Below are 21,408 nucleotides of genomic sequence, written 5' to 3' on the forward strand. Positions count from 1 at the left end.
ACGTCTATACGCCAGAATACGAATGTAATCCCGCGATGATTAAGTTAACGCCGATGAGCGTAAATAATACAATTACGAAGCCGATAACCGCCAGCCACGAGGAACGCAGGCCTTGCCAGCCTCTAGATAACCGGAAGTGGAGATAAGCGCTGTAGAACAACCAAGTAATAAGCGCCCAAACTTCCTTGGGATCCCAGCCCCAAAATCGGCCCCAGGCTATCTCCGCCCATATCATCGCAAAGATGAGCGCGCCAAGGGTGAATACAGGGAAACCGATAGCAATCGCGCGATAGCTGATCTCGTCAAGATCCTCCGGATCGATTCCTTCCATCATTGGATGAATGACGGCACCGAGCGGTTTGCGGAATGCCAGTCTCAGCAATCCATAAATCAGGGTACCTGCGATGATTGACCATACGACCGTGTTAAGTTTTCGGCCTGCATTAATGCCGTTCATCCAGGACGGAGCTTCAAACAACGGCTTATCTACACCAAGGAACGGCTGCACGGATACAATCTCGCTGTTATACGGCTTAAAGATAGGCGGCAGCGTATAATGTACGTTCGACGTCGTTTCCGTCTGCACGCCTCTGCTGTCAATAATGACTTTCTCCTGTGTGAATTCGGCTTCGTAACCTGCGCCGCGGAACGCGAATACCGCTATTATAAAGCCGACGATCACGATGATGGAATACAACGTGAATTCCAGCCAGAACTGAGCTCTGCGGCCGTTTTTCGTCTTGTCATTATAATCGATAACGCGCAGCAGGTACATAAGCCCCGCCGCAAAGCCTACTGCAAAAAAGGCTTCGCCAAGCGCGGCTGTCGTTACGTGCACCTTAAGCCAGATGGAATCAAGCGCCGGAATGAGCGGTTGCACTTCCTGTGGAAACACTGCCGCGTATGCAACGATGATAATCGTTAGCGGAAGAGCAAATACGCCCAGAAGCGGCTTGCGGTAAATCGCGTACACAATGGTATAGGCGATCATGATGGACATTGCAAGGAATGTCATGAACTCGTACATATTACTGGTCGGTATTTGTCCGCTCCCGATCCATCTTGTAAAGAAGAAGGCCAGATGCGAGGCCAGTCCCGTGCTGGATACAATAAAAGCGATACGTCCCCAGCGCCTTTGATGAGCGATCGGATCGCGATTGCTCCACTTCTTACCCGCAAACGCGATGACATAAAACATAAATGCAAAGCAATACAAGAAAAAGGCAACCAAAAAGGCGTCACTGCTGAACTCGACGTAACTCACGCGTTTTTCCCCCCGTTATCTAGCGACTTGGGATCGACTTCGATTCCCGTTTTCTTCAAACCAAAAGCTACGTCCGAGCGCATGCCGAACCAGTTCTTATTCGTGTGGGCGCCAAGCACGACCTCTGCTCCGTCCACTCGCAGCCAGATTCTGCGATGCTGCCAGTAAGAGCCCATTATGAGACCCAGCATGGAGAATACCGCTCCGACCCACAAATAAGGAACCGCGCGGTCCACCCGCACATTCAGAACCGTCGTTGCTTCGGAGAAGTCAACGTTCTCCATCCCGTCCACCCGAATCTCGATCCGCTCCGCCAAGTCCCGGTTGATGGTATCCTGGGCGAAGCGCACCTTGTCCTTCTGCATCGGGAAGTAGATGTAAGGCTCGCCATCCGGATGTAACCCGGGGCCTTTGACTGTAAAGACAAACGCGGGAGCGTTGGGGTCTCTTGATAAAGTCGTTGGTTTGCCATCACTCCCAAGCGCGAACTCCATATAATTCGCATAAAGATCCAGCGTAAACGGACCAAGCTCGTAATGAAGCTCCGCATCCTTCATGGGAAGATAGAACGGACCATAAATCTCTCCGGTCGTCTTGTCCTCCAGAACGGGATTTACCGCGTTAAGCCGCGGGTTAAGATTGAAGTCGAATTGGAAAAGCTTGATGCCGTCGTGCGAGAGCGGACTGTTGACGATGATGTCATGCCGCTTCACTTCCTCCAGCACAGGTTCCTTGAGCGGATTTCCGCAATCGCTTACGCATTTGTACATAACCGCCTCAGTCAGATACTTCTTGGCGCGCGCTTTGCCTTGCAGCTGCTCGGGAAGCTCGTCGTCCGCATAGAATTCTACGTTGAACTTCTCGTTCTTGACGTAATAATTCGTATCCTTGATCTGAACCGTATCGCCATCCGGAATCGTAATATAGGCATCCATCTGCCAGCCTGGAATGGCTCTGGCAACGATAGCCAGCAGAAAGAGAATGAGTCCGATATGGTTAATGTACGGTCCCCAGCGGCTAAAGCGGTTCTTTTCCGCAAGCAGCGCGGTGCCTGATTCCTCACGGTGAATTCGGTAACCCTTCTTTTTAAGCGCATCGCCGTATTGCGATACCCACTCTGCCGCGTCCTGGTTCAAAGTGCCCTTGTAGACAGCCTTTTGCCGAAGCAGGAATTGATGATGTTTGCGGATCTGCTGCTTATTAAGCGCACGATACAGGGGCAATACACGATCCAGGCTGCAAATGACCAGCGATGTCCCGATCATAACGAGCAGACCGATGAACCACCAGCTCTCGTACGTATGGGACAAGCCCAGTACATAATAAAGATGACCCATCGTTCCATACGTTTCTCGATAGTAGGTAGATGGGTCGAAGTTGTTGATGAACGAGCTTTCCTGCGGATAGATCGTCCCCAGCATGGCAGTCAGAAATGTGATGACGATCAAATAGATCGCGATTTTGACTGACGAGAAGAAGTTCCAGACTCTGTCGATGTAAGAAGGATTGCTCTTCTGCGATCGTCTCGCCACGCCGTCGTAGCGCATCTCGAGAGGTTCATCGGATTTCTGGAGATCCTGATGCAATGGCTTGCCGCAGTATTCGCACAATACGGTTCCGACAGAATTATGGTGTCCGCATTCGCATTTGGTATTTTCGGGTACTAACACTAAGGTGACCTCCTACAATTGCAGCAAACGCACGATGCGCTTGTCGATATCTTCTTCGGTCATACCGCCGACCACAGCTTCCATCAATGTGCCATCCGCCTTTACAAAGAACGTCGTCGGATATTGCCGCAGGGCAAAGTTCCGTTCCGTCTTCCGGGCTTCGTCCCTCAAGATGGGATAGGATAGATTGAAGCGGTTCAGGAAGTTTTTGACCGTAAGCGTATCTTCGCTAAGATTGATGGCCAGAATCGTCAAATCCTTATCCTGCCACTTCTTGTATTGACGCTCGAACTCCGGCATCTCCTTTACGCAGGGCTCGCAGAATGTACCCCAGAAGTTGATAACGACGGGCTTGCCGGCATAATCCGACAGAGAGGTTACACCGCCTTCCATATTGGCAAGTGAGAATTCGGGAGGTCGTTCTCCCGGTTTCAGGAACCCGCTTCCCCGCTCCGCAAACAACGTCGTGCCGATTGCGTATCCCCCGACGATCAGAACAGCGGCGAGAATAACGACTTGCATCATTTTCCGCGATTTTTTTGTCTTTGCCATTATGTATAATCACCACCAATTGCGAGTTCTTGAGTCCAGGACTACATTTCATTATAACGAAAAGTCGACGGCAATTACCGCCGCCGTCGTTTACTTTTTATGAACTTTATGTGTCTTCATCGCCGCTGTTTTAAGTTCTTCGATCTCTTTCGGCGTTAAGTGCCGATACTTGCCTCGACCAAGCGTTTGGAGCGTCAACTCGCCGAAACGGACGCGTCTGAGCCGAATGACTTTATGATTGATAGCTTCAAACATTCTGCGCACCTGACGATTGCGTCCCTCATAGATCGTAATGGTGATCGTCGCTTCGTTCTTCTCGGTGTCGACATCATGGTATTCGACTTCCGCTGGCGCTGTCATGCCGTCCTCCAGCTTAATTCCCTTCTGAAGCTGCTCCAATGCGGTACCGTGCGGCACGCCCTTAACTGTGGCATGATACGTCTTAGGCACATGATGCTTAGGGTGGGTCAGCAAATTCGCGAACTCGCCGTCGTTCGTAAGCAGCAGCAAACCTTCCGTATCGTAATCCAGCCGGCCGACAGGATAGACTCGTTCCTTGATGCCGGGCAGGAAGTCGGTCACCGTCTTGCGGCCTTGAGGATCCTTGGCGCTCGTAATGACGCCTTTCATTTTGTTCATCATCAAATAAATCTTCTTTTCGCCTTTGATCGGCTTGCCGTTAACGACGATGCTATCAACGGCAGGATCGGCCTTGACGCCTAATGTCGTCACTTTTTCGCCGTTCACCTCAACCGCGCCGGATAATATGAGCTCCTCGCACTTTCTCCGGGAAGCAATGCCTGCTTGGGCCAATATTTTTTGTAAACGTTCCAATGCTTTCACCTCACTCACCATCATAACGATTACGGGAGCAAAGTACAAGCTTCGTACTTAATTATGATTAGCCGAACAGATACAGGCAGATTAGAATGGCCGCAAAAAAACCGACCGCATCTGAAAACAATCCCACCTTAAGCGCATACTTCGTGCGGCGAACCGCAACGGCTCCGAAATAAACCGTCAGGACATACAGAGTCGTGTCCGTGCTGCCTTGAATCGTAGACGCTATTCTGCCGATCATGGAGTCCGGACCATGTGTAGCAATGAGGTCTGCCGTAAACGCGAGTGAACCTGCTCCCGTAAGCGGGCGGAGCAAACCCAAAGGCAATACCTCGCTCGGTACGCCAGCCATATCGAATAATGGACGAACGGCAGAAAGCATAAGCTCCATCGCGCCTGAAGCCCGAAACATACTGATCGCGACCATCATGCCAACAAGATGAGGAATGATGGCTATTGCCGTTCCGAAGCCGTCCTTGGCCCCATCGACAAATGTCTCATAGACAGGGATACGTTTGCGAAGCGCCGCATATAGCGGAATAAATACGATAATGGCGGGAATCATCCATATGGACAGCTTGGAAAATACGTCATACAAATCCTCCACCCCCAATACCATCAGATACGGAGGCTGGTTTGGTTGCATTTGTTTGTTTCTTGTTATGTATGGAAGGATTAGCGGGCGGCGATGAAGAACAGCTTCTGTACCAACGATCGGCGAGGATAGCCGCTCCCGTCGCAATTGCCGTTGCCACGAGCGTTGTGCCTATGATTTCTGCGGGATTAGCGGAATCGTAATTCATTCGAATGGCAATGATCGTCGTAGGAACAAGCGTAACACTTGATGTATTAAGCGCAAGCAACGTGCACATGGCCGGCGTCGCCGTATCCTTGTCGGGATTAAGCTTCTGCAGCTCCTGCATCGCCTTGATCCCCATTGGTGTAGCCGCATTGCCGAGGCCGAAAATATTAGCGCTCAGATTGCTCATAATATACCCGATTGCCGGATGATCCTTTGGAACATCAGGGAATAACCAGCGCACGATTGGGCCCAGCATTCGCGCCAGCTTTTGCAGCAGTCCGGCGTCCTCGGCAATGCGCATCATCCCCATCCAGAACACCATAATGCTTATAAGGCCAAAGCTGACTGTCACTCCGGACTTAGCTCCGTCGAACGCAGCCGCCGTCACTTCGTCCATTCGTCCGTTAACCGCAGCAACCGCAACACTAGCCACGATAAAGAACAACCAGATCCAATTCACCAAAGCGCAAAACCTCCCCATACTTCCTGCTTCCGCCATGTCTTCCCGTCAAGCCGTTCTCCCTCCGGCCTGACAGGCAGTGACATAACTTTTCTGCATCTATTTTCTTGACCTCAAACGGATGTCCCCAGGTTCATATACCGGTACGGAACCGATCGTATGTCCTCCCATCTCAAATTCGAGAAGCCCTCTTTCTCCGAGTGCATAACCCATGCTTGATGGATCTGCCAACGTAAGTTTTGTACGTATGGAATCCCGCTCGTTCTCTTCGAGCGGATATCGAAACGTCCCGCCAAGCTCATAGGGATATCCGGCAACGGCTTCACCTTGGCTTGCGATTGTCTGAAGTGGATAATATTGAAATCCCCAGTCCAGCATTTGGCTGTGATCGTTCCAGTCATCTCCGTCATTAATTGTCACAGCGGCGAGCTGCTGCCCGGCGCGTGTGGCGGAGCTGACAAGGCATCGGAACGATTTTTTGGTATACCCTGTTTTCACTCCGTCCGCCCCTTCATACAAAGTGAGCATTTTGTTTTTGTTCTTCCAGGCATAATTCCAGCTGTCGTGAGGGTTCGGCACCTGCTTAACCTTCGTCCGAACGATCTCCGCGAAATATTCGTTTTTAATCGCGTAGGCCGTCAGCTTGGCAAGATCATTGGCAGAGGAATAATGGCCTTCTTCGTCCAATCCATGCGGATTTTTGTACGAGCTGTTAGCCAGACCCAGCAATGCCGCCTTCTCGTTCATCAAATGCACGAATCCCTCTTCCGAGCCGCCGACATGCTCGGCAATCGCCGTAGCGGCGTCATTTCCCGATCGAAGCATTAGTCCGTACAGCATGTTGTGCAAGGTCATCTCTTCTCCAAGCTGCAGATAAATCGACGAACCCTCCTTGCCGACGGCACGTTTGGGCGTCTTCACCATATCATCCAAATTGCCGTGCTCGATTGCGACGATAGCCGTCATAATTTTCGTCAAGCTTGCAATTCGCATTGGCGTATCGCCATTGCTGCTGTACAGAATCCGCCCCGATGCGACGTCGATCAAGGCGGATGCTTTTGCATTCGTCTCGATGGACGGCACGGCCATTGCTTGATTTGCGGGCATGATGACCATGGCAGCCAGCAGAGTACAGACTAACAGTACGACGGTATACCGCATGTAACTTCGTATACTTCCAATCATTGTTGTATGGACTCCTCCCGTTGCGAACGCTAAGATGCCGGAATGGACTAATTCCTTCCTCGGCATAGTATATGCTTGTACCCTCATGGGTAGACGGGCCATATGACGTCAAAAATAGAAAAACTGCCCTTTCGGGCAGTTCTCCGATTAACCGTTATAGGTCGTCGTATCTTTTACATCATCGAGGATAGCCGCGGCGGTATCCCCAAAATCCACGCTCGCGTGCGTCTGATGGTTGTTACGCTTGACCATCGTCTGGATTTTGTCAAAAACGCCCGGCGCCGAATCGATAATACGTTCCATGAGATGGGTTTGGTTGTCGAGAGGCACGATTTTGACCCCGTGCGTACCGACTACGAGAAATGCGATCGGCGTAATCGATACGCCTCCGCCGCTCCCGCCGCCAAACGGCATCGCGACTTGCGCATTGTGCGCATCTTTGCCGGCATTGCTGTTGTTGTGCTCGTTCGAATCCAAGCGAATATCGCTGCCGCCGGCAACGAAGCCGAAGCCTACTTTGCTGATCGGCATAATTATGCTGCCGTCCGGCGTCTGAACCGGATCCCCCACAATTGTATTGACGTCAACCATTTCCTTGATATTTTCCATAGCGGTTTGCATTAGGCCTTGGATAGGATGTTCTGCCATGCTTTGACGCCTCCTTTCGATTTCTTCATGCGATGCAGCAGTTGCAGTCCGGCAAGGATAGCATAACCGAACCGGATTTGGGCTATGCACGACCATTCGGTAGCGAATGCGGAACGGTTGAAAAGCGGATTGACCGTCATGACGGGCTCCGCCTTCAATTGAAGGAATTGCGACAAGACGCCAAGCACTGAAGACTGCACAGACCAGACGACGCCGGTAGCCATCGCCGTCCACATCGCGTCGCCTGTCCCGATTGACGTCGACCAATTCCATTTGGTCAGTTCGACCTTCGTCATCGTTTTTCTGAGCCAGCCTGTCAAATCTCTCGTTAATTGAAGCACCTGCTTCATCTTCTCGATGGAGCTAACGACCTTCTCCGGGTTTATTTCGTCGTTATATTCCTTCCAAGTGCCGCGTCCAGCAGCATGCTGAGTGCTGATTTCCTCCTGAACCTTGATGGCCAATCCTTCCAGCTTCGCCGTGGGAATTTGATATTTGAATTTGATCAGGCCGAATAACGCTCGGATTCGCACTTCCGCATCGTCATTGCTTCCAATTCGTTTCGCATGCGCTATGATAATAACCCGGGAAGCGCACACCGTTATCGTCAGCAAAGAAATCAAAAAGCCGCCGGCCGCTATCCAGCCATAAGGGTGAGAAAACATGACGCCTTCCTCCGTTCCCATATACAGGCTTAAAATAGTATTGGCCTTAGCGGCTGGTATTCATACTTTAATCTTTTAATTCCTCTATCGTCATCTGTCGTCCGTCCAGACGTTCGAACAACATTTGTGTCTGCTCGTCCAGCGCATCGTCGATATCGACATGCTTCGGCTCTGGAAGCTCTTTGATAGAAGGCAGTCCGAAATAATCAAGAAATGACTTCGTTGTGCCGTACAGGATCGGCCTGCCGATTGCTTCCGCTCTTCCGACCTCCTCGATAAGATCCTTCGAGACAAGCGATTGAATGGCTCGATCCGTCTTAACGCCCCGGATTTCTTCAATATCGATCCGAGTAATCGGCTGGCGGTAAGCGACGATCGACAACGTCTCCAAAGCTGCTTGCGACAGCTGCGAGCGGGTTGGCGTATATGCCATACGTTCGAAATATGGCGTATGCTCGGAGTTCGTCGTCATGCGAAAGGCGCCGGCAACCTCCGTTATTTGGATGCCCCGCTCTTCTCTCTCCAGGTCACGCTGCAGATCGTAGACAAGATCTGCGGAAAATTCCGCATCCAGCTCCATAATATCGGACAATTGGCGCTTCGTAAGTCCCTCGTCCCCTGCCATAAACAGCAATCCTTCAATAATCGACTTCAATTTCTGAAAATCCATCGTTCTCTGCTTCCCCTCTCCAATGAATAACAATATCGTCGAAGAGTCCATGCTGGAAGCAGCGAATATGCTTCATCTTCATGAGCTCCAATATCGCCAGGAAAGTGACGACGATCTCGTGTTTGTCCATATTCTCCCTGATCAGCTTGGAGAATCTTACCGTTTCGAATTGCCTAAGCACTTCGACGATATCACGAATACGATCCTTGACGGATATCTCGTCCCGTTGAACAGTCGCAATGACATTGCGCCTTGCAGCCTTGCGCAGCGCTCTCTGGAACGCTGCGACGAGATCGGATACATGAAGACCTTCCAGCGGGTTCACCTTGACCTCGGTCAAGAACGGCGTCATATCCTCGGGCTCCCGGGAGAAGACAAGACTGCGCTCGAATTCCTTCTCGCGCAGCTGCTCCGCGATCTGCTTGAACTTCTTGTATTCGATCAGCTTTTGAATAAGATCATCCCTGGAATCGATGCCGTCGTCCTCATACCAGTCGCCATAATCCTCTTCGAAAACGGGAGGTTTCGGCAGGAGCTGCTTGCTTTTGATGGCCAGCAATGTTGCGGCCATGACCAGAAATTCGCTGGTCACTTCCAGCTCCAGCTCCTTCAAGGCGTGAAGATATTCCATATATTGCTCGGTAATCTCGCTGATGGAAATTTCGTGGATATCGATTTCCGACTTGTCGATGAGATGGAGGAGCAAATCAAGCGGTCCCTCAAACGATTCAAGCTTGTAAAGCACGGACACTTGCGTGACCTCCCCAACAATTGCAGCTGCTTCAATTAACCTTGCAGCTGTTTAGTCAAATTCGCCATCTCCACGGCCGATACTGCCGCTTCGTAGCCTTTGTTGCCGGCCTTCGTGCCCGCACGCTCGATCGCCTGTTCGATTGAATCCACCGTCAGAACGCCGAAGATCGTCGGTACGCCGGTCTTAAGCGCAATGGAAGCTACGCCTTTGGCTGCCTCATTGCACACATAGTCGAAGTGCGGAGTGGACCCGCGGATAACCGCGCCAAGTGTAATGACGGCGTCGTATTTGCCGCTTTCGGCCATCTTTTGTGCGATAAGCGGGATCTCGAAAGCTCCCGGCACCCAAGCCACTTCAACATCGTCTTCGCCTGCGCCGTGGCGTTTGAATCCATCGAGCGCTCCGCTTAGCAGCTTGCCGCTGATGAATTCATTAAATCTGCCTACGACTACTCCATATTTTAACCCTTGCGATACTAAATGTCCTTCATAAATTTTCGCCATTGTTTTTCGCTTCCTCTCGATTTCGATTATGAGATGTTTCCGGACGAATCAACGCCTTGTGTCCGAACCGCGTGCTGTTCCAGTCCTTCTGGGCGCAGGAGATGTCCAAGCTTCGCCTTTTTCGTCCGCAAATAATTAAGGTTGTCCGCGCTCGCTTCCATCTGGATCGGCACTCGCTCCACGACTTCGATGCCGTAGCCCTCCAAGCCGGTAATCTTGCGTGGATTGTTTGTAAGGAGCCGCATCTTCGTAATGCCGAGATCTCTTAAAATCTGAGCGCCAATGCCATATTCCCGCAAGTCCGGAGCAAATCCCAGCTTAATATTCGCCTCCACGGTATCGAACCCCTGCTCCTGCAATGCATAAGCTTTAAGTTTGTTAATAAGGCCAATGCCCCTGCCTTCCTGGCGCATGTACAGAAGCACGCCGCTGCCGGCAGCATCGATCTGCTTCAGCGCCGCCTCCAGCTGAGGTCCGCAGTCGCAGCGATGCGAATGGAAGACATCGCCCGTCAAACATTCCGAATGCACGCGTACAAGCAAAGGTTCGCCAGGCTCGATCTCGCCTTTTACAAGCGCGACATGTTCTTTGTCATCCAGTTGATTCGTATAAGCAATAGCCCGGAATTCGCCGAAGTCGGTAGGCATCCGAACATCCACAACCCGGTCTACCAGCTTCTCTTTCTCATTGCGGTAACGGATCAGCTCCTGGATCGTGACAAGCTTAAGTCCATGTTTGTTCTTGAATTCCTCCAGATCCGGCAGTCTGGCCATCGTTCCGTCTTCCTTAATAATTTCGCAAATAACGGCTGCCGGGCTTGAACCGCTGAGCGTTGCCAGATCGATCGCCGCTTCGGTATGACCGGCGCGGCGAAGTACGCCACCAGCCTTCGCAATAAGCGGGAAAATATGTCCCGGCCTGCGGAAGTCCGAAGCGCGCACCGAAGGGTCAATCAGCGCCTTGACGGTCAACGAGCGTTCATAAGCCGATATGCCCGTCGTCGTCGAGTTATAATCGACCGATACGGTAAAAGCCGTACCGTGATAATCTGTATTATGCGTGACCATTGGCGGGAGATCAAGCTCTTCCGCTCTTTCCGCCGTAATTGGCACACAGACGAGACCGCGCGCTTCGCTAATCATAAAGTTGATAACTTCGGGAGTCGCCTTATCGGCAAGCGCGATCAAGTCGCCTTCATTTTCCCTGTCTTCGTCATCGACCACGATGACGGGACGTCCCTGCATCAGATCGGCTACCGCTTCTTCAATGGTATTGAATATGCTATTCTCTCTATTCATCGGTTTCACTCCTTTTGGGATGAAGCTGAACTCTCATTTATATAAATCCATGACGGCTTAAGTATTCAGTGGAAATACGGGATGACGGAGCCGCTGCAGACTTCTCGGCGTTGCGATAATGAAGCAAATGATCTACATACTTGCCGATAATGTCGGTCTCGAGATTGACGTTGTCACCAGGTTGCCGGTGAGCGAGCGCCGTCTCGGCCAACGTGTGGGGTATAATCGAGACGGAAAATCCGTCTCCGTCCGCTTCTACAACCGTCAAGCTGATGCCGTCAATCGTTATGGAGCCTTTAGGAATAATGTATCTCATCAAATCGCCCGATTTCGCTTCAATGCGGAACACGACGGCATTGGCATCGACTGTTCTGGAGGTTACCTTGCCCGTTCCATCGATATGTCCCTGAACAATGTGTCCACCGAATCTTGAGCCGACGGCCATGGCCCGCTCCAGATTGATGGGATCTCCGGGCTTCAACAAGTGCAAGGTCGACTTTCTGTACGTCTCCGGCATCACATCCGCCGTAAACGAGGCCCTGTCGTACGACGTAACAGTTAAACATACGCCGTTAACCGAGATGCTGTCGCCCAGAGCAGCCCCTTGCGTCACGATCGAGGCGCCGATAGTCAGCATCATGGCTTCGCCCTGTCGGTAGACGTTTTTCATTCGTCCCACTTCTTCAACCAATCCGGTAAACATAAGCCGCATCCCCTCTCCTACCGTTTGTACACGGGATAACCCTTAATCACAATATCGCTGCCCGCCATCTCAACCGACATTCGTTCCAGCTCGATGGCATCGCTCATATGTTCTCTGCCCTGGAAACGGAAGCTTTGCGGCGCTTCATCGCCGCCGATCAGTTTCGGAGCCATATATAAAATGATTTTGTGAATCAGCTCCGCTTCCAGCATGGCGCCGTTAAGCTTGCCTCCGCCTTCCAGCAAAATCGAGCCGATATCCCTCTCCGCCAGCTTGCGCATGCCGATACGCAGATCCACGAGAGGGCCTGTGCCGCAAGGAATAACCTCTACGCCTTCCGCCTCCAGAAGACGCCGCTTCTCCTCGTCGCAGCCTTCCGCAGCGAGCACGATCGTCCTTGCCGTTTTGTCGGCAACGACGCGGGCGTCCAGCGGCAACGTCAATCTGGAATCGACGACGATGCGGGCGGGATGCAGACCCGTCACAGCCGTTCGGGTAGTCAATAGCGGATCATCCGCAACCACCGTGCCAATGCCGACCATAATGCCTTGATGCTGATGCCGCAGCAAGTGTACCTGTTCTCTGGCGACGGGGCCCGTCACCCATTGACTATGTCCCGTACGGCTCGCTACGCGTCCGTCCAATGTACTGGCGGTCTTTAGCGTCACAAACGGCATGCCTGTTGTAATAAAGGCATTGAACTTCTCGTTCATTAACGTCGACTCCGCTTCCAGAAGTCCGACATCCACCTCAATGCCGTGTTCGCGAAGTCTCGTTATGCCTCTCCCTGCAACCTTGGGATTAGGATCAGTTGCCGCAACGACGACTCTTGCCGCCTTGGCCGCGATAATGCGGTCGCAGCACGGCGGCGTTTTGCCATGATGGCTGCATGGCTCCAGCGTGACATAGACGGTCGAGCCCTCCGCCTCGCCGCCTGCCATCGCTAGCGCATGTACCTCTGCATGGCCCTCTCCGCGGCGAAGATGGGCGCCAAGCCCGACAATGCGGCCGCCTTTTACAACGACGCATCCGACTACGGGATTAATTTCGGTTTGTCCCGCCGCCTTGGCGGCAAGGTCGAGAGCAAGTCGCATATAATATTCATCGTTCAGAACATCCAGCATGTATGCAAAAAATCCCCCTTCCGGCATCGCTTGCCGACAGGAGGATGTGAGAAAAGACAGAAAAACTACGACGAAATAAGGCCACGGACTATCGCATTTCAAGCCAATTTTGTACATGAGCGCAAGCGGACATATACAAATAAGCCAATACGAATACACCCGTACCCTTAATGTTTATCTGCCTAATAGACACCTTTGTGAAATGATGCACAAAGGTGAGCATTTAAACAGACAACAAATGCCGAAGCTTCTCCTTCTCCCATCCAGACTATACTGTCGGTCCCGGATTTGCACCAGGTCCACCGTTCCGTTCTCTTGTGAGATTCGGCCCGGGTCACGGACTGACGGAGGCGGGAAACGAAGCCGTATAACGACTTGTTCCCTTCTCCCGATCACCGCCGGTTGGGAATTTCACCCTGCCCCGAAGGAAAGCTGATTACATTAAGTTAGTGACATCTTAACACTAATCGTTTAAAACTTCAACCTTTTCCATTTTGTCTCCGCCTTTAAGGGCGTCCACATGTTCCATGCCTTTGGTTACTTTGCCGAAAACCGTATGGCCGCCGTCCAGATGCGGCTGCGGCTGGTAGCAAATATAGAATTGGCTTCCGCCTGTGTTACGGCCTGCATGGGCCATCGCAAGCGTGCCGCGCTCGTGTTTGTTCGGGTTGATCTCGCAGTTGATTTGATAGCCAGGGCCGCCTGTGCCGTTGCCAGTCGGGCAACCGCCTTGCGCGACGAAACCGGGGATGACGCGATGGAACGAAAGACCGTTATAGAAACCTTCGTTTGCCAATTTCTCGAAGTTGGCTACCGTATTGGGTGCATCCTGGTCGAACAGCTCCAATTGGACCTCTCCGCCGCTTGCCAATTTGATTTTTGCTTGTTTTGCCATGATTGTCATCTACCTTTCTTATTCCGTATATGACTACGTTACCAATTCCGTCCTTATTTCGCAAGGGGGGATTTCTGCAGTCTTGCCGGAATAACGTCGTTGCATACGATATTATCAAGCGATTCGCGCTTTACAACGAGGTCCGCTTCGCCGTCTTTTACGAAGACGACGGCCGGACGACGAATCCGGTTATAGTTGCTTGCCATGGCGTAATTGTAGGCGCCCGTGCAGAATACCGCGAGCAAATCGCCGCTTTCTGCCTTCGGAAGCTCTAGATCCCAGATCAGCATATCGCCGCTCTCGCAGCACTTGCCCGCGATGGATACGGTCTCCTCAGCCGCTTCGTTAGCACGGTTTGCAAGAACCGCCTCGTAGCGGGATTGATACAGTGCGGGACGCGGGTTGTCCGTCATGCCGCCGTCAACGGCAATGTATTTGCGCACGCCCGGAATGTTTTTGCTTGTCCCAATTGTGTACAGCGTCGTGCCTGCATCGCCAACCATGCTGCGGCCAGGCTCTACCCAGATCTCCGGCAGCGGGAAGTCGGCTGCGGAGAAATTGGACTTGATCGCACCGGTAATGGCTTCGACGTATTCGCTGATCGGCAGCGGCGTGTCGCCATCGACGTAACGGATGCCGAAACCTCCGCCCAGGTTAATCACCTTGAACGTCAGCCCCAGCTCGGAGCGAATGGATACCGCGAACCCGGCAACCTTGTCCACTGCCATGCGGAAGCCTTCCACCTCGAAAATTTGGGAACCGATATGGGAATGTACGCCGAGCACTTCCAGGTTAGGAAGGGCGACCGCTTGCTCGATGGCTTGCTTTGCCGCGCCATTGCCAAGATCGAAGCCGAACTTGGAATCCTGTTGTCCCGTCGAAATATAGTCATGCGTATGCGCTTCTACGCCCGGCGTAATGCGAAGCAGAATATTTACCTTTTTGCCCTTCTCGCCTGCTATGGCGTTAAGCAGAGCAAGCTCGTGGAAGTTGTCCACAACGAAGCAGCCGATCTCGGCGTCGAGAGCCATCTCGATCTCGTCCGGCGTTTTGTTGTTGCCATGGAAGTGAATGCGATGAGCCGGGAAGCCGGCTTGCAGCGCCGTATACAGCTCGCCGTCGGACACGACGTCCAGCGACAAGCCTTCCTGCTCGGCGATGGAGCACATGGCCATGACGCTAAACGCTTTGCTGGCGTAAGCGACCTGGAATTTAAGTCCCGATGCTTTAAATGCTTCTACGTATTCTTTTGCGCGCTGACGAACAAGCGTCTCGTCAACGATATATAACGGGGTGCCGAACTCCTTTGCCAGATCGGCAACGTCACGCCCTCCAATTTCAAGATGGCCATTTGCGTTAATTGTGCTGGTACCATGCAGATACATATTGTTTTCCCCTCGTCTTTCTCCGCCGCCTTGCTTGCCAGCGGATATGATTTGCATCTTATGGCATCAGTATAACGCAAAACGTTGTTGTCCGAAATGGATAAATACGCATTTCATTTGTATTTTTTGGGCTTCTATTCCGTACTGGGCATTTTATTGATCTGCTTTGGCCTTAAAATATTGGGACGTTTGCGGTTATAGAGCAGCGGCTGACGGAAAATAATGCTGAGCATCGCCTTTGCGTCAAAGGGAATGATCGGCCACATGTACGGACGGTTCATAGACCGTTCGATCGTCAGCAAAAGCACGATAATTGTCGTGCTGACGACAAGCCCCGGCACGCTGAAAGCGGCCACGGCCGCCAGCAGCACTAGCCGCACGATCCGGTTCGCAAGTCCCAGCTCATAGCTTGGCGTGGCGAACATGCCTACTGCCGCAATCGCCATATATAGAATGACTTCATTCACGAATACGCCTGTCTTTACTGCGATGTCCCCGATCAGGATGGCCGCTACGAGCGACATCGCGGTGGCCAGGGAAGAAGGGGTGTGGACGGATGCCATACGCATGAGATCTATTCCGATTTCGGCCAACAAGAACTGGACGAACAGCGGTATTTTGCCCATCTCGCTTGGCCCCAGAAACTCCAGCATGGCAGGCTTGTATTCGGGATGCAGGACGAACAGCAACCATAACGGCAGCATAAACAGCGATGCGAAAACGCCGGCGAACCTCACCCAGCGAAGGTAAGTACCTATAAACGGCGTCTGGCGATTTTCTTCGGCATGCTGCATCAGATCCGTATACGTCGTGGGAAGTGTCATGACGGATGGCGACGTGTCGACGAATACGGCTACGGCTCCCTCGAGAAGATGCGCGGCGACGGTGTCCGGCCGTTCCGAGTAACGTACCAGCGGGAAGGGGCTCCAGCCCCGCTTGATGGTCGCCTCCTCCAACTGCTTGTCCGCCAGCGGCAAGCCGTCCACCTTGACCTTGGAAATCTTATCCTTGATCGACTCCAGCAGCTGATTGTCCACGATGTCATCGATATAGGCAATGCAGACATCCGTTTTCGTTCGCTCGCCGATTTGGATCAGCTCGTAACGAAGCTTGGGATCGCGAAGCCTCCGCCGGACAAGCGAGATGTTGACCATCAACGTCTCGATAAAGCCGTCGCGGCTGCCCCTTACGACCTTCTCCAGCGAAGGCTCCTCCGGACCGCGCGCGGGAAGATTCTTCGCATCGATCTTAAGCGCTGTAGTCTCGCCGTCGATAAACAAAGCGGAGCCCCCGGCAAGAACGCTGTTGACCAGCTTGTCCCAATCCTCTTCCCTGTCTACCTGTGCGGCAGGGACATAGAGATCCACGAAGGCATGCACCGCATCGCTGCTTAGATCGTCGGGATGCAGGTAAGTGAGCCGCTTGAGCACTTCTGTCAGCAGATCATCCTTGGACAATCCATTTAGGCAAAATAATGCCGTCCGTCTCTCTCCGAAGGTCATTTCCCTTACGACGATATCAAAGCTTGTGCCGTAGCCGACATCCGTTTTAAGCTTCTCCAGCACATCGTCCAGATGTTCGGGGATGGGCTGGTTTGACGTTTCCTGCTCATTCCACTTGCGACCACCCGCACTGGTCACTTCGCCATTGTCGGAGATTTCATCATGGCTCTCCGGTCCTCCGCCTGCCTGCCGATCCTCTTCCCCCTCCTCCTGCTGTCGCGAACGACCTGCCGCAGCTTCTCCTTTGTCATCCGACAAAAACGCCATGACTTCTTCAGATCCTTTATCTTGACCGTCGAACTTTTCATTGTCCGTATTCGCCACTTTTCTCACCTCGTCCTTATCCCTCTGAAATATTACCGCTTCAGCTGCTCTCGAATTACCATTGGAACACCAGCCAGTCGAACAACGAGCCAACTGTTTTGCCGAGCACCATGGCCATCACAAGGCCGAACATGTAGGCGGATAAACCAAGCCGTTTAGCCAGAATAGGCAGTACATTTATGACCTCCGTCAGCGCGGCAGCAAGCATCCCTACAAACATCCCGTCAAGGAGTCCGGATCCCGCCAGAGCGAATGCGGACGGCAGACGCAACTTCCAATCCATAAAGTCGGCGAACGTCCAATACAGCGAGCCGCACACGATCGCCGTCTCGAACCAGATTGACAACCGGAACGCGCGGGACAGCTGCGCAAGCCGGGGCACAAGATCGAACACGATAAGCAGAGCCACAAGCCCGCTCCCTACCGCAAGCCCTCCCGCGACCCCCAGGACGGCGATAAATAGATTTTCCACTGCCCTAATCATTGCGAACACCGCCTCCGCCTTTGCGTATCTGGTCATAATCGGCCTGCTTGCGGATCTCGTCTGCAATGACATAAGCATTCATATTCTCCTGATACATGTACAGCTCTACTTCCAGCGGGTTTGGTTCCTCATTGAACCTCTTGCGGAAAATGTGGTTGAAAAACAGCACCATCCCGAGACCAATGCCTAGCGAATACGGGATTTGGAACCATAGCGGGTGCTCCACCCGTTCGCCCGTAATAAGCTCGACGATCCGGATATGTACCTCCCTCATGCTGACATCCGTGTGAAAGTTCATGATCGCAAGACCGGCGCCAAAAAAAAGCAGCAGCCAGGACAGCACCAGCATGAGATATCTCGGCTTGACCGGTTTGTCCGCCACCATGATCAGCACCTGCGGGTCTCCATAGGCCTCCACAGTGACGTTCTCTATCTCGCCGCGTATTTTTTTGACGATCTGCAGGAGATCGATGACAACCCGGTTCCCGTCGCTTTTGCGATGATCGTAGAGCGGGAGCGCGGCCAGCCTTTGCGCCAGCTCATCTTCGTCCGTGAGAAGCCGGGCAACCTGCCCCAGCGTGACCATATGATGCGGCTTGATGTATATTCTTTTTTTCAATCGCAGATAGATAACGGATTGGACCTTCTCGCCCATCTCTGGATCATCCCTTCTGCATAAGCAAAATCTTGTTATGCTGTTTTCAACGTTAGTATGGGACGCGAAGGATTAGGATACTCAACCAATTTCAAACAATATTGCAGGCATGCGCCTTCAAATCAAAAAAGGAACCAAACCGCTATTGAGCGATTTGGTCCCTGATGGACTGCAATATTTTTTTCTCCAGCCGCGATACTTGCACTTGCGAGATGCCGAGCCTGCTTGCAACCTCGGATTGCGTCTTGTCCCTATAATACCGGAGGAACACGATTAGCCGTTCGCGCTCGCTAAGTCCTTCGATCGCTTCCTCGAGGGCAAGCTTATCGAACCAGCGCTCTTGCGAGTCGTCGGCGATTTGATCCATCAGCGTGATGGGATCGCCGTCGTTTTCGAACACCGTCTCGTGAATAGAGGTCGGAGGTTTGTTCGCCTCCTGCGCGAATACGACATCCTCCGGCGTAATGCCGAGCGCTTCCGCCACTTCGCCGATCGTCGGAAGCCTGCCCATCGTCTTCGACAGCTCATCCTTCATCTTGCGGACCTTGTTGGCCGTCTCCTTGAGCGAGCGGCTTACCTTCAGCGTTCCATCGTCCCGCAGGAATCGCTGGATCTCGCCGATAATCATCGGCACCGCATAGGTGGAGAACTTGACGTCGTACGACAGATCGAACTTGTCCACCGACTTCAGAAGTCCGATGCAACCGATCTGGAACAGATCCTCCGGCTCGTAGCCGCGGTTCATGAAGCGTTGCACGACGGACCACACGAGGCGTATATTGCAGTTTACCAACGTGTCGCGTGCGACGGAGTCGCCGGATTGGCTTAGCGCGATCAGTCGTTTGACTTCGGCATCGTCAAGATAGGGCTGGGCTGATTGCTTCATATCTGCTTTCATGAGGCTGGGCCTCCCTATGCGCTAGTTATAGAGCGCTTTTTTTGATTCGATCCGCTTGACCATCGCCACCCGGGTTCCCCCGTCGACTCGGCTCGCTACTTCGAAATGGTCCATAAAATTTTCCATGATTGTAAAACCCATTCCGGAACGCTCGAGCTCCGGCTTCGATGTGTACAATGGTTGACGTGCCAGCTCTACGTCCTCAATGCCGTTTCCTTCGTCCGAGACGATAATGGAGACGGTATCCCGCTCGATGCTGGCTTCAATCGTGACTTCGCGCGATGAATCGTTGTCGTAGCCGTGAATGATCGCATTCGTGACGGCCTCGGACACGGCGGTCTTAAGATCGTTCAGCTCTTCAAGCGTCGGGTCCAGCTGGGAGACGAAGGCCGACACTGCGACGCGGGCGAACGCCTCATTCTCCGAGCGTGCGCTGAACGTCAGCTTCATTTGGTTGCTCCCTGTCATGACACCACCTCCAAAGACGATATCGCGTTCCTCTCGTTGTCGTGAACCGATATGATTTTGAACAACCCGGACAGCTCGAACAACCGCTTTACGCCGGGATTGATGTCGCAGACGACCATCTTGCCGCCCTTGCTCTTTACTTGCTTGTAGCGTCCCAAGATGACGCCGAGTCCCGAGCTGTCCATAAATTGCAGCTCTTTGAGGCTAAGAATGACATGATTCACTTGGTCCTTCAGGAGAGCTTCCTCCATCTTGTACCGCACGACGTTAGCCGTATGATGGTCCAGCTCACCGTATAGCCTTACAATCAACACGTTGCGGTAATGCTCCAACTCGATTTGCAGACTCATGTACGCTCCTCATCTCCCTCACAGTCAATCTTGCATAGATGCAATCGCCGAGATAGAACAAGGGATTCAACAGCAGCGCTTCGTATTCCTGCATGCCGACAAAACTAGAAGATTACCGCTACAAGCTGACAAATAGCGCGGAGTGCGGCTTCCACAATAAGATATTAATTGCTGAACAGACTGGAAGCGGAACGTTTCAGCATCTTCCACCAATTAGCCTTGCCCACATCCTCCGGCGAAGTGATGGCAAACTCCTTCAGCACTTGATCTCCATCGTAGACGACCAGCTTGCCTACAGAATCTCCAGCCGCAACAGGCGCCTTGACGACATCGTTAAGCTTAAGCTCGTAACGTATGTTGGCCGTCGGAGTGCCCTTTTTCAATAACACGCTATAGGGCCGATCCGCCATTAGGGGCAGCTCGGACTGCATGCCCTTGGCTACCCGAAGTTTGCCGATGCCGTCGCCCGCTTCGATGACGGGATAGTTCATATATTGCGCAAAGGAATAATCGAACATTTGGGAAACTTCAACGTTGCGATGCTTCGTCGTGGGTTCGCCCATTACGACTGCAATAATCCGCATGTCGTCGCGCTTCGCGGTAGCGGAAAGACAATATTTCGCTTCGCTTGTATAACCCGTCTTAAGTCCGTCGGCGCCGCTATAGAATCGCACGAGCTTATTCGTGTTGACGAGCCAGAAGGGCTTCTCGGAATCCTTTCTCAAATAGTCCTGGTAAAGACCCGTGTACTTTGTCACTTCCTGATGTTTAAGCAGCTCGCGCGACATAATGGCGATATCGTGAGCGGACGAATAATGACCCTGTACAGGCAGCCCGTTCGGATTGACAAAATGGGTATCCTTCATGCCGAGCTCCTGAGCCTTCGCGTTCATCATCGCCACAAAGTTCATCTCGGTCCCTGCTAGCTTCTCGGCCATAGCGACAGACGCATCGTTGCCGGACGCAAGCGCGATTCCCTTAATCATGTCTTCGGCCGACATTTCCTCCCCTTGTTCCAGGAAAATCTGCGAGCCGCCCATCGAAGCCGCGTATTCGCTTGTTCTTACTTTGTCGGTCAGCTTAAGCTGACCGTTGTCGAGCGCCTCCATAACGAGGAGCAGCGTCATGATCTTCGTAATACTGGCCGGGGGAAGCTGGTCATGGCTGTTTTTCTCAAAGATGACCGTGCCGCTGTCGGCATCCATCAAAATCGCGGAGCGGGCGGATGGCGCCAGATCGATATGCGGAGCCCCTTCCTCCGCGGCGGCAAAGGTCGGTAGCGCAAATGCCATAGCTACAGTTAGTGCAA

The 21,408-nt window shown here is 52.6% G+C and carries 24 protein-coding genes and 1 riboswitch; all 24 genes read right to left on the minus strand.

The features are described from left to right. Positions 1-4: 4 nt before the first annotated feature. Positions 5-1,264, minus strand: a complete 1,260-nt coding sequence (ccsA, locus tag PAT3040_RS34480) for a cytochrome c biogenesis protein CcsA (protein ID WP_108996197.1) — start codon at positions 1,262-1,264, stop codon at positions 5-7. Beyond that, on the minus strand, positions 1,261-2,934 hold the full coding sequence (gene resB, locus PAT3040_RS34485; protein WP_108996198.1) for a cytochrome c biogenesis protein ResB: 1,674 nt from the start codon (positions 2,932-2,934) through the stop codon (positions 1,261-1,263). The genes ccsA and resB overlap by 4 nt, the downstream gene beginning before the upstream one ends. A gap of 12 nt (positions 2,935-2,946) precedes the next feature. Then, positions 2,947-3,486, minus strand: coding sequence for a redoxin domain-containing protein (locus PAT3040_RS34490; protein ID WP_087567038.1), 540 nt, complete (start codon positions 3,484-3,486; stop codon positions 2,947-2,949). 90 nt (positions 3,487-3,576) lie between these two features. After that, positions 3,577-4,320 (minus strand): pseudouridine synthase, encoded by a 744-nt coding sequence (locus PAT3040_RS34495; RefSeq protein WP_087567039.1) that lies wholly within the window; start codon positions 4,318-4,320, stop codon positions 3,577-3,579. A gap of 67 nt (positions 4,321-4,387) precedes the next feature. After that, positions 4,388-4,891 carry a spore maturation protein gene (locus PAT3040_RS34500; protein ID WP_373271262.1) on the minus strand — a complete coding sequence of 168 codons (504 nt, stop codon included), beginning with the start codon at positions 4,889-4,891 and terminating at the stop codon, positions 4,388-4,390. Positions 4,892-4,916: 25 nt separating this feature from the next. Then, complete coding sequence (locus tag PAT3040_RS34505; protein ID WP_108996200.1) at positions 4,917-5,591, minus strand: nucleoside recognition domain-containing protein; 675 nt, start codon at positions 5,589-5,591, stop codon at positions 4,917-4,919. A gap of 96 nt (positions 5,592-5,687) precedes the next feature. Continuing rightward, positions 5,688-6,773: a D-alanyl-D-alanine carboxypeptidase family protein gene (locus PAT3040_RS34510; protein ID WP_258235300.1), complete on the minus strand. Its 1,086-nt coding sequence runs from the start codon at positions 6,771-6,773 to the stop codon at positions 5,688-5,690. 147 nt (positions 6,774-6,920) lie between these two features. Then, on the minus strand, positions 6,921-7,421 hold the full coding sequence (ytfJ, locus tag PAT3040_RS34515) for a GerW family sporulation protein (RefSeq protein WP_087567042.1): 501 nt from the start codon (positions 7,419-7,421) through the stop codon (positions 6,921-6,923). After that, on the minus strand, positions 7,394-8,086 hold the full coding sequence (locus tag PAT3040_RS34520; RefSeq protein WP_181377015.1) for a DUF2953 domain-containing protein: 693 nt from the start codon (positions 8,084-8,086) through the stop codon (positions 7,394-7,396). Before PAT3040_RS34520 ends, ytfJ begins: the two co-directional genes overlap by 28 nt. Positions 8,087-8,153: 67 nt before the next feature. Further along, the gene (scpB, locus tag PAT3040_RS34525) at positions 8,154-8,756 is read right to left on the minus strand and encodes an SMC-Scp complex subunit ScpB (RefSeq protein ID WP_087567044.1); all 603 of its coding nucleotides are present in this window, start codon (positions 8,754-8,756) and stop codon (positions 8,154-8,156) included. After that, positions 8,725-9,507: a segregation and condensation protein A gene (locus PAT3040_RS34530; protein WP_087567045.1), complete on the minus strand. Its 783-nt coding sequence runs from the start codon at positions 9,505-9,507 to the stop codon at positions 8,725-8,727. Before PAT3040_RS34530 ends, scpB begins: the two co-directional genes overlap by 32 nt. A gap of 35 nt (positions 9,508-9,542) precedes the next feature. Beyond that, positions 9,543-10,013 carry a 6,7-dimethyl-8-ribityllumazine synthase gene (gene ribH / locus PAT3040_RS34535; RefSeq protein ID WP_087567046.1) on the minus strand — a complete coding sequence of 157 codons (471 nt, stop codon included), beginning with the start codon at positions 10,011-10,013 and terminating at the stop codon, positions 9,543-9,545. A gap of 26 nt (positions 10,014-10,039) precedes the next feature. Beyond that, positions 10,040-11,311, minus strand: coding sequence for a bifunctional 3,4-dihydroxy-2-butanone-4-phosphate synthase/GTP cyclohydrolase II (locus tag PAT3040_RS34540; protein ID WP_108996202.1), 1,272 nt, complete (start codon positions 11,309-11,311; stop codon positions 10,040-10,042). A 37-nt stretch (positions 11,312-11,348) separates the two neighbouring features. Beyond that, entirely contained in the window at positions 11,349-12,014 is a 666-nt protein-coding gene (locus PAT3040_RS34545) for a riboflavin synthase (protein ID WP_108996412.1), read from the minus strand. Between the two features lie 17 nt (positions 12,015-12,031). Continuing rightward, positions 12,032-13,138, minus strand: coding sequence for a bifunctional diaminohydroxyphosphoribosylaminopyrimidine deaminase/5-amino-6-(5-phosphoribosylamino)uracil reductase RibD (gene ribD / locus PAT3040_RS34550; RefSeq protein WP_108996203.1), 1,107 nt, complete (start codon positions 13,136-13,138; stop codon positions 12,032-12,034). A 247-nt stretch (positions 13,139-13,385) separates the two neighbouring features. Further along, positions 13,386-13,571: riboswitch (FMN riboswitch) on the minus strand. 30 nt (positions 13,572-13,601) lie between these two features. Next, positions 13,602-14,033 carry a peptidylprolyl isomerase gene (locus PAT3040_RS34555; RefSeq protein WP_087567050.1) on the minus strand — a complete coding sequence of 144 codons (432 nt, stop codon included), beginning with the start codon at positions 14,031-14,033 and terminating at the stop codon, positions 13,602-13,604. A gap of 53 nt (positions 14,034-14,086) precedes the next feature. Continuing rightward, positions 14,087-15,418 carry a diaminopimelate decarboxylase gene (lysA, locus tag PAT3040_RS34560; RefSeq protein ID WP_087567295.1) on the minus strand — a complete coding sequence of 444 codons (1,332 nt, stop codon included), beginning with the start codon at positions 15,416-15,418 and terminating at the stop codon, positions 14,087-14,089. Positions 15,419-15,552: 134 nt separating this feature from the next. Next, positions 15,553-17,253, minus strand: a complete 1,701-nt coding sequence (locus PAT3040_RS34565) for a spore germination protein (protein WP_258235301.1) — start codon at positions 17,251-17,253, stop codon at positions 15,553-15,555. A 46-nt stretch (positions 17,254-17,299) separates the two neighbouring features. Then, a complete protein-coding gene (locus PAT3040_RS34570) occupies positions 17,300-17,728 on the minus strand; it encodes a stage V sporulation protein AB (RefSeq protein ID WP_087567051.1) in 429 nt (142 codons plus the stop codon). After that, a complete protein-coding gene (locus PAT3040_RS34575; RefSeq protein WP_108996204.1) occupies positions 17,721-18,383 on the minus strand; it encodes a stage V sporulation protein AA in 663 nt (220 codons plus the stop codon). The genes PAT3040_RS34570 and PAT3040_RS34575 overlap by 8 nt, the downstream gene beginning before the upstream one ends. Positions 18,384-18,525: 142 nt before the next feature. Then, positions 18,526-19,281, minus strand: a complete 756-nt coding sequence (gene sigF, locus PAT3040_RS34580) for an RNA polymerase sporulation sigma factor SigF (RefSeq protein WP_087567053.1) — start codon at positions 19,279-19,281, stop codon at positions 18,526-18,528. 21 nt (positions 19,282-19,302) lie between these two features. Continuing rightward, a complete protein-coding gene (gene spoIIAB / locus PAT3040_RS34585) occupies positions 19,303-19,749 on the minus strand; it encodes an anti-sigma F factor (protein ID WP_087567054.1) in 447 nt (148 codons plus the stop codon). After that, positions 19,746-20,099 carry an anti-sigma F factor antagonist gene (spoIIAA, locus tag PAT3040_RS34590; RefSeq protein ID WP_087567055.1) on the minus strand — a complete coding sequence of 118 codons (354 nt, stop codon included), beginning with the start codon at positions 20,097-20,099 and terminating at the stop codon, positions 19,746-19,748. The genes spoIIAB and spoIIAA overlap by 4 nt, the downstream gene beginning before the upstream one ends. Positions 20,100-20,263: 164 nt before the next feature. After that, entirely contained in the window at positions 20,264-21,391 is a 1,128-nt protein-coding gene (locus tag PAT3040_RS34595; RefSeq protein ID WP_108996414.1) for a D-alanyl-D-alanine carboxypeptidase family protein, read from the minus strand. Positions 21,392-21,408: the final 17 nt, after the last annotated feature.

It is taken from the genome of Paenibacillus agaridevorans (assembly GCF_003112455.1).
Taxonomy (GTDB): Bacteria; Bacillota; Bacilli; order Paenibacillales; family Paenibacillaceae; genus Pristimantibacillus; species Pristimantibacillus agaridevorans.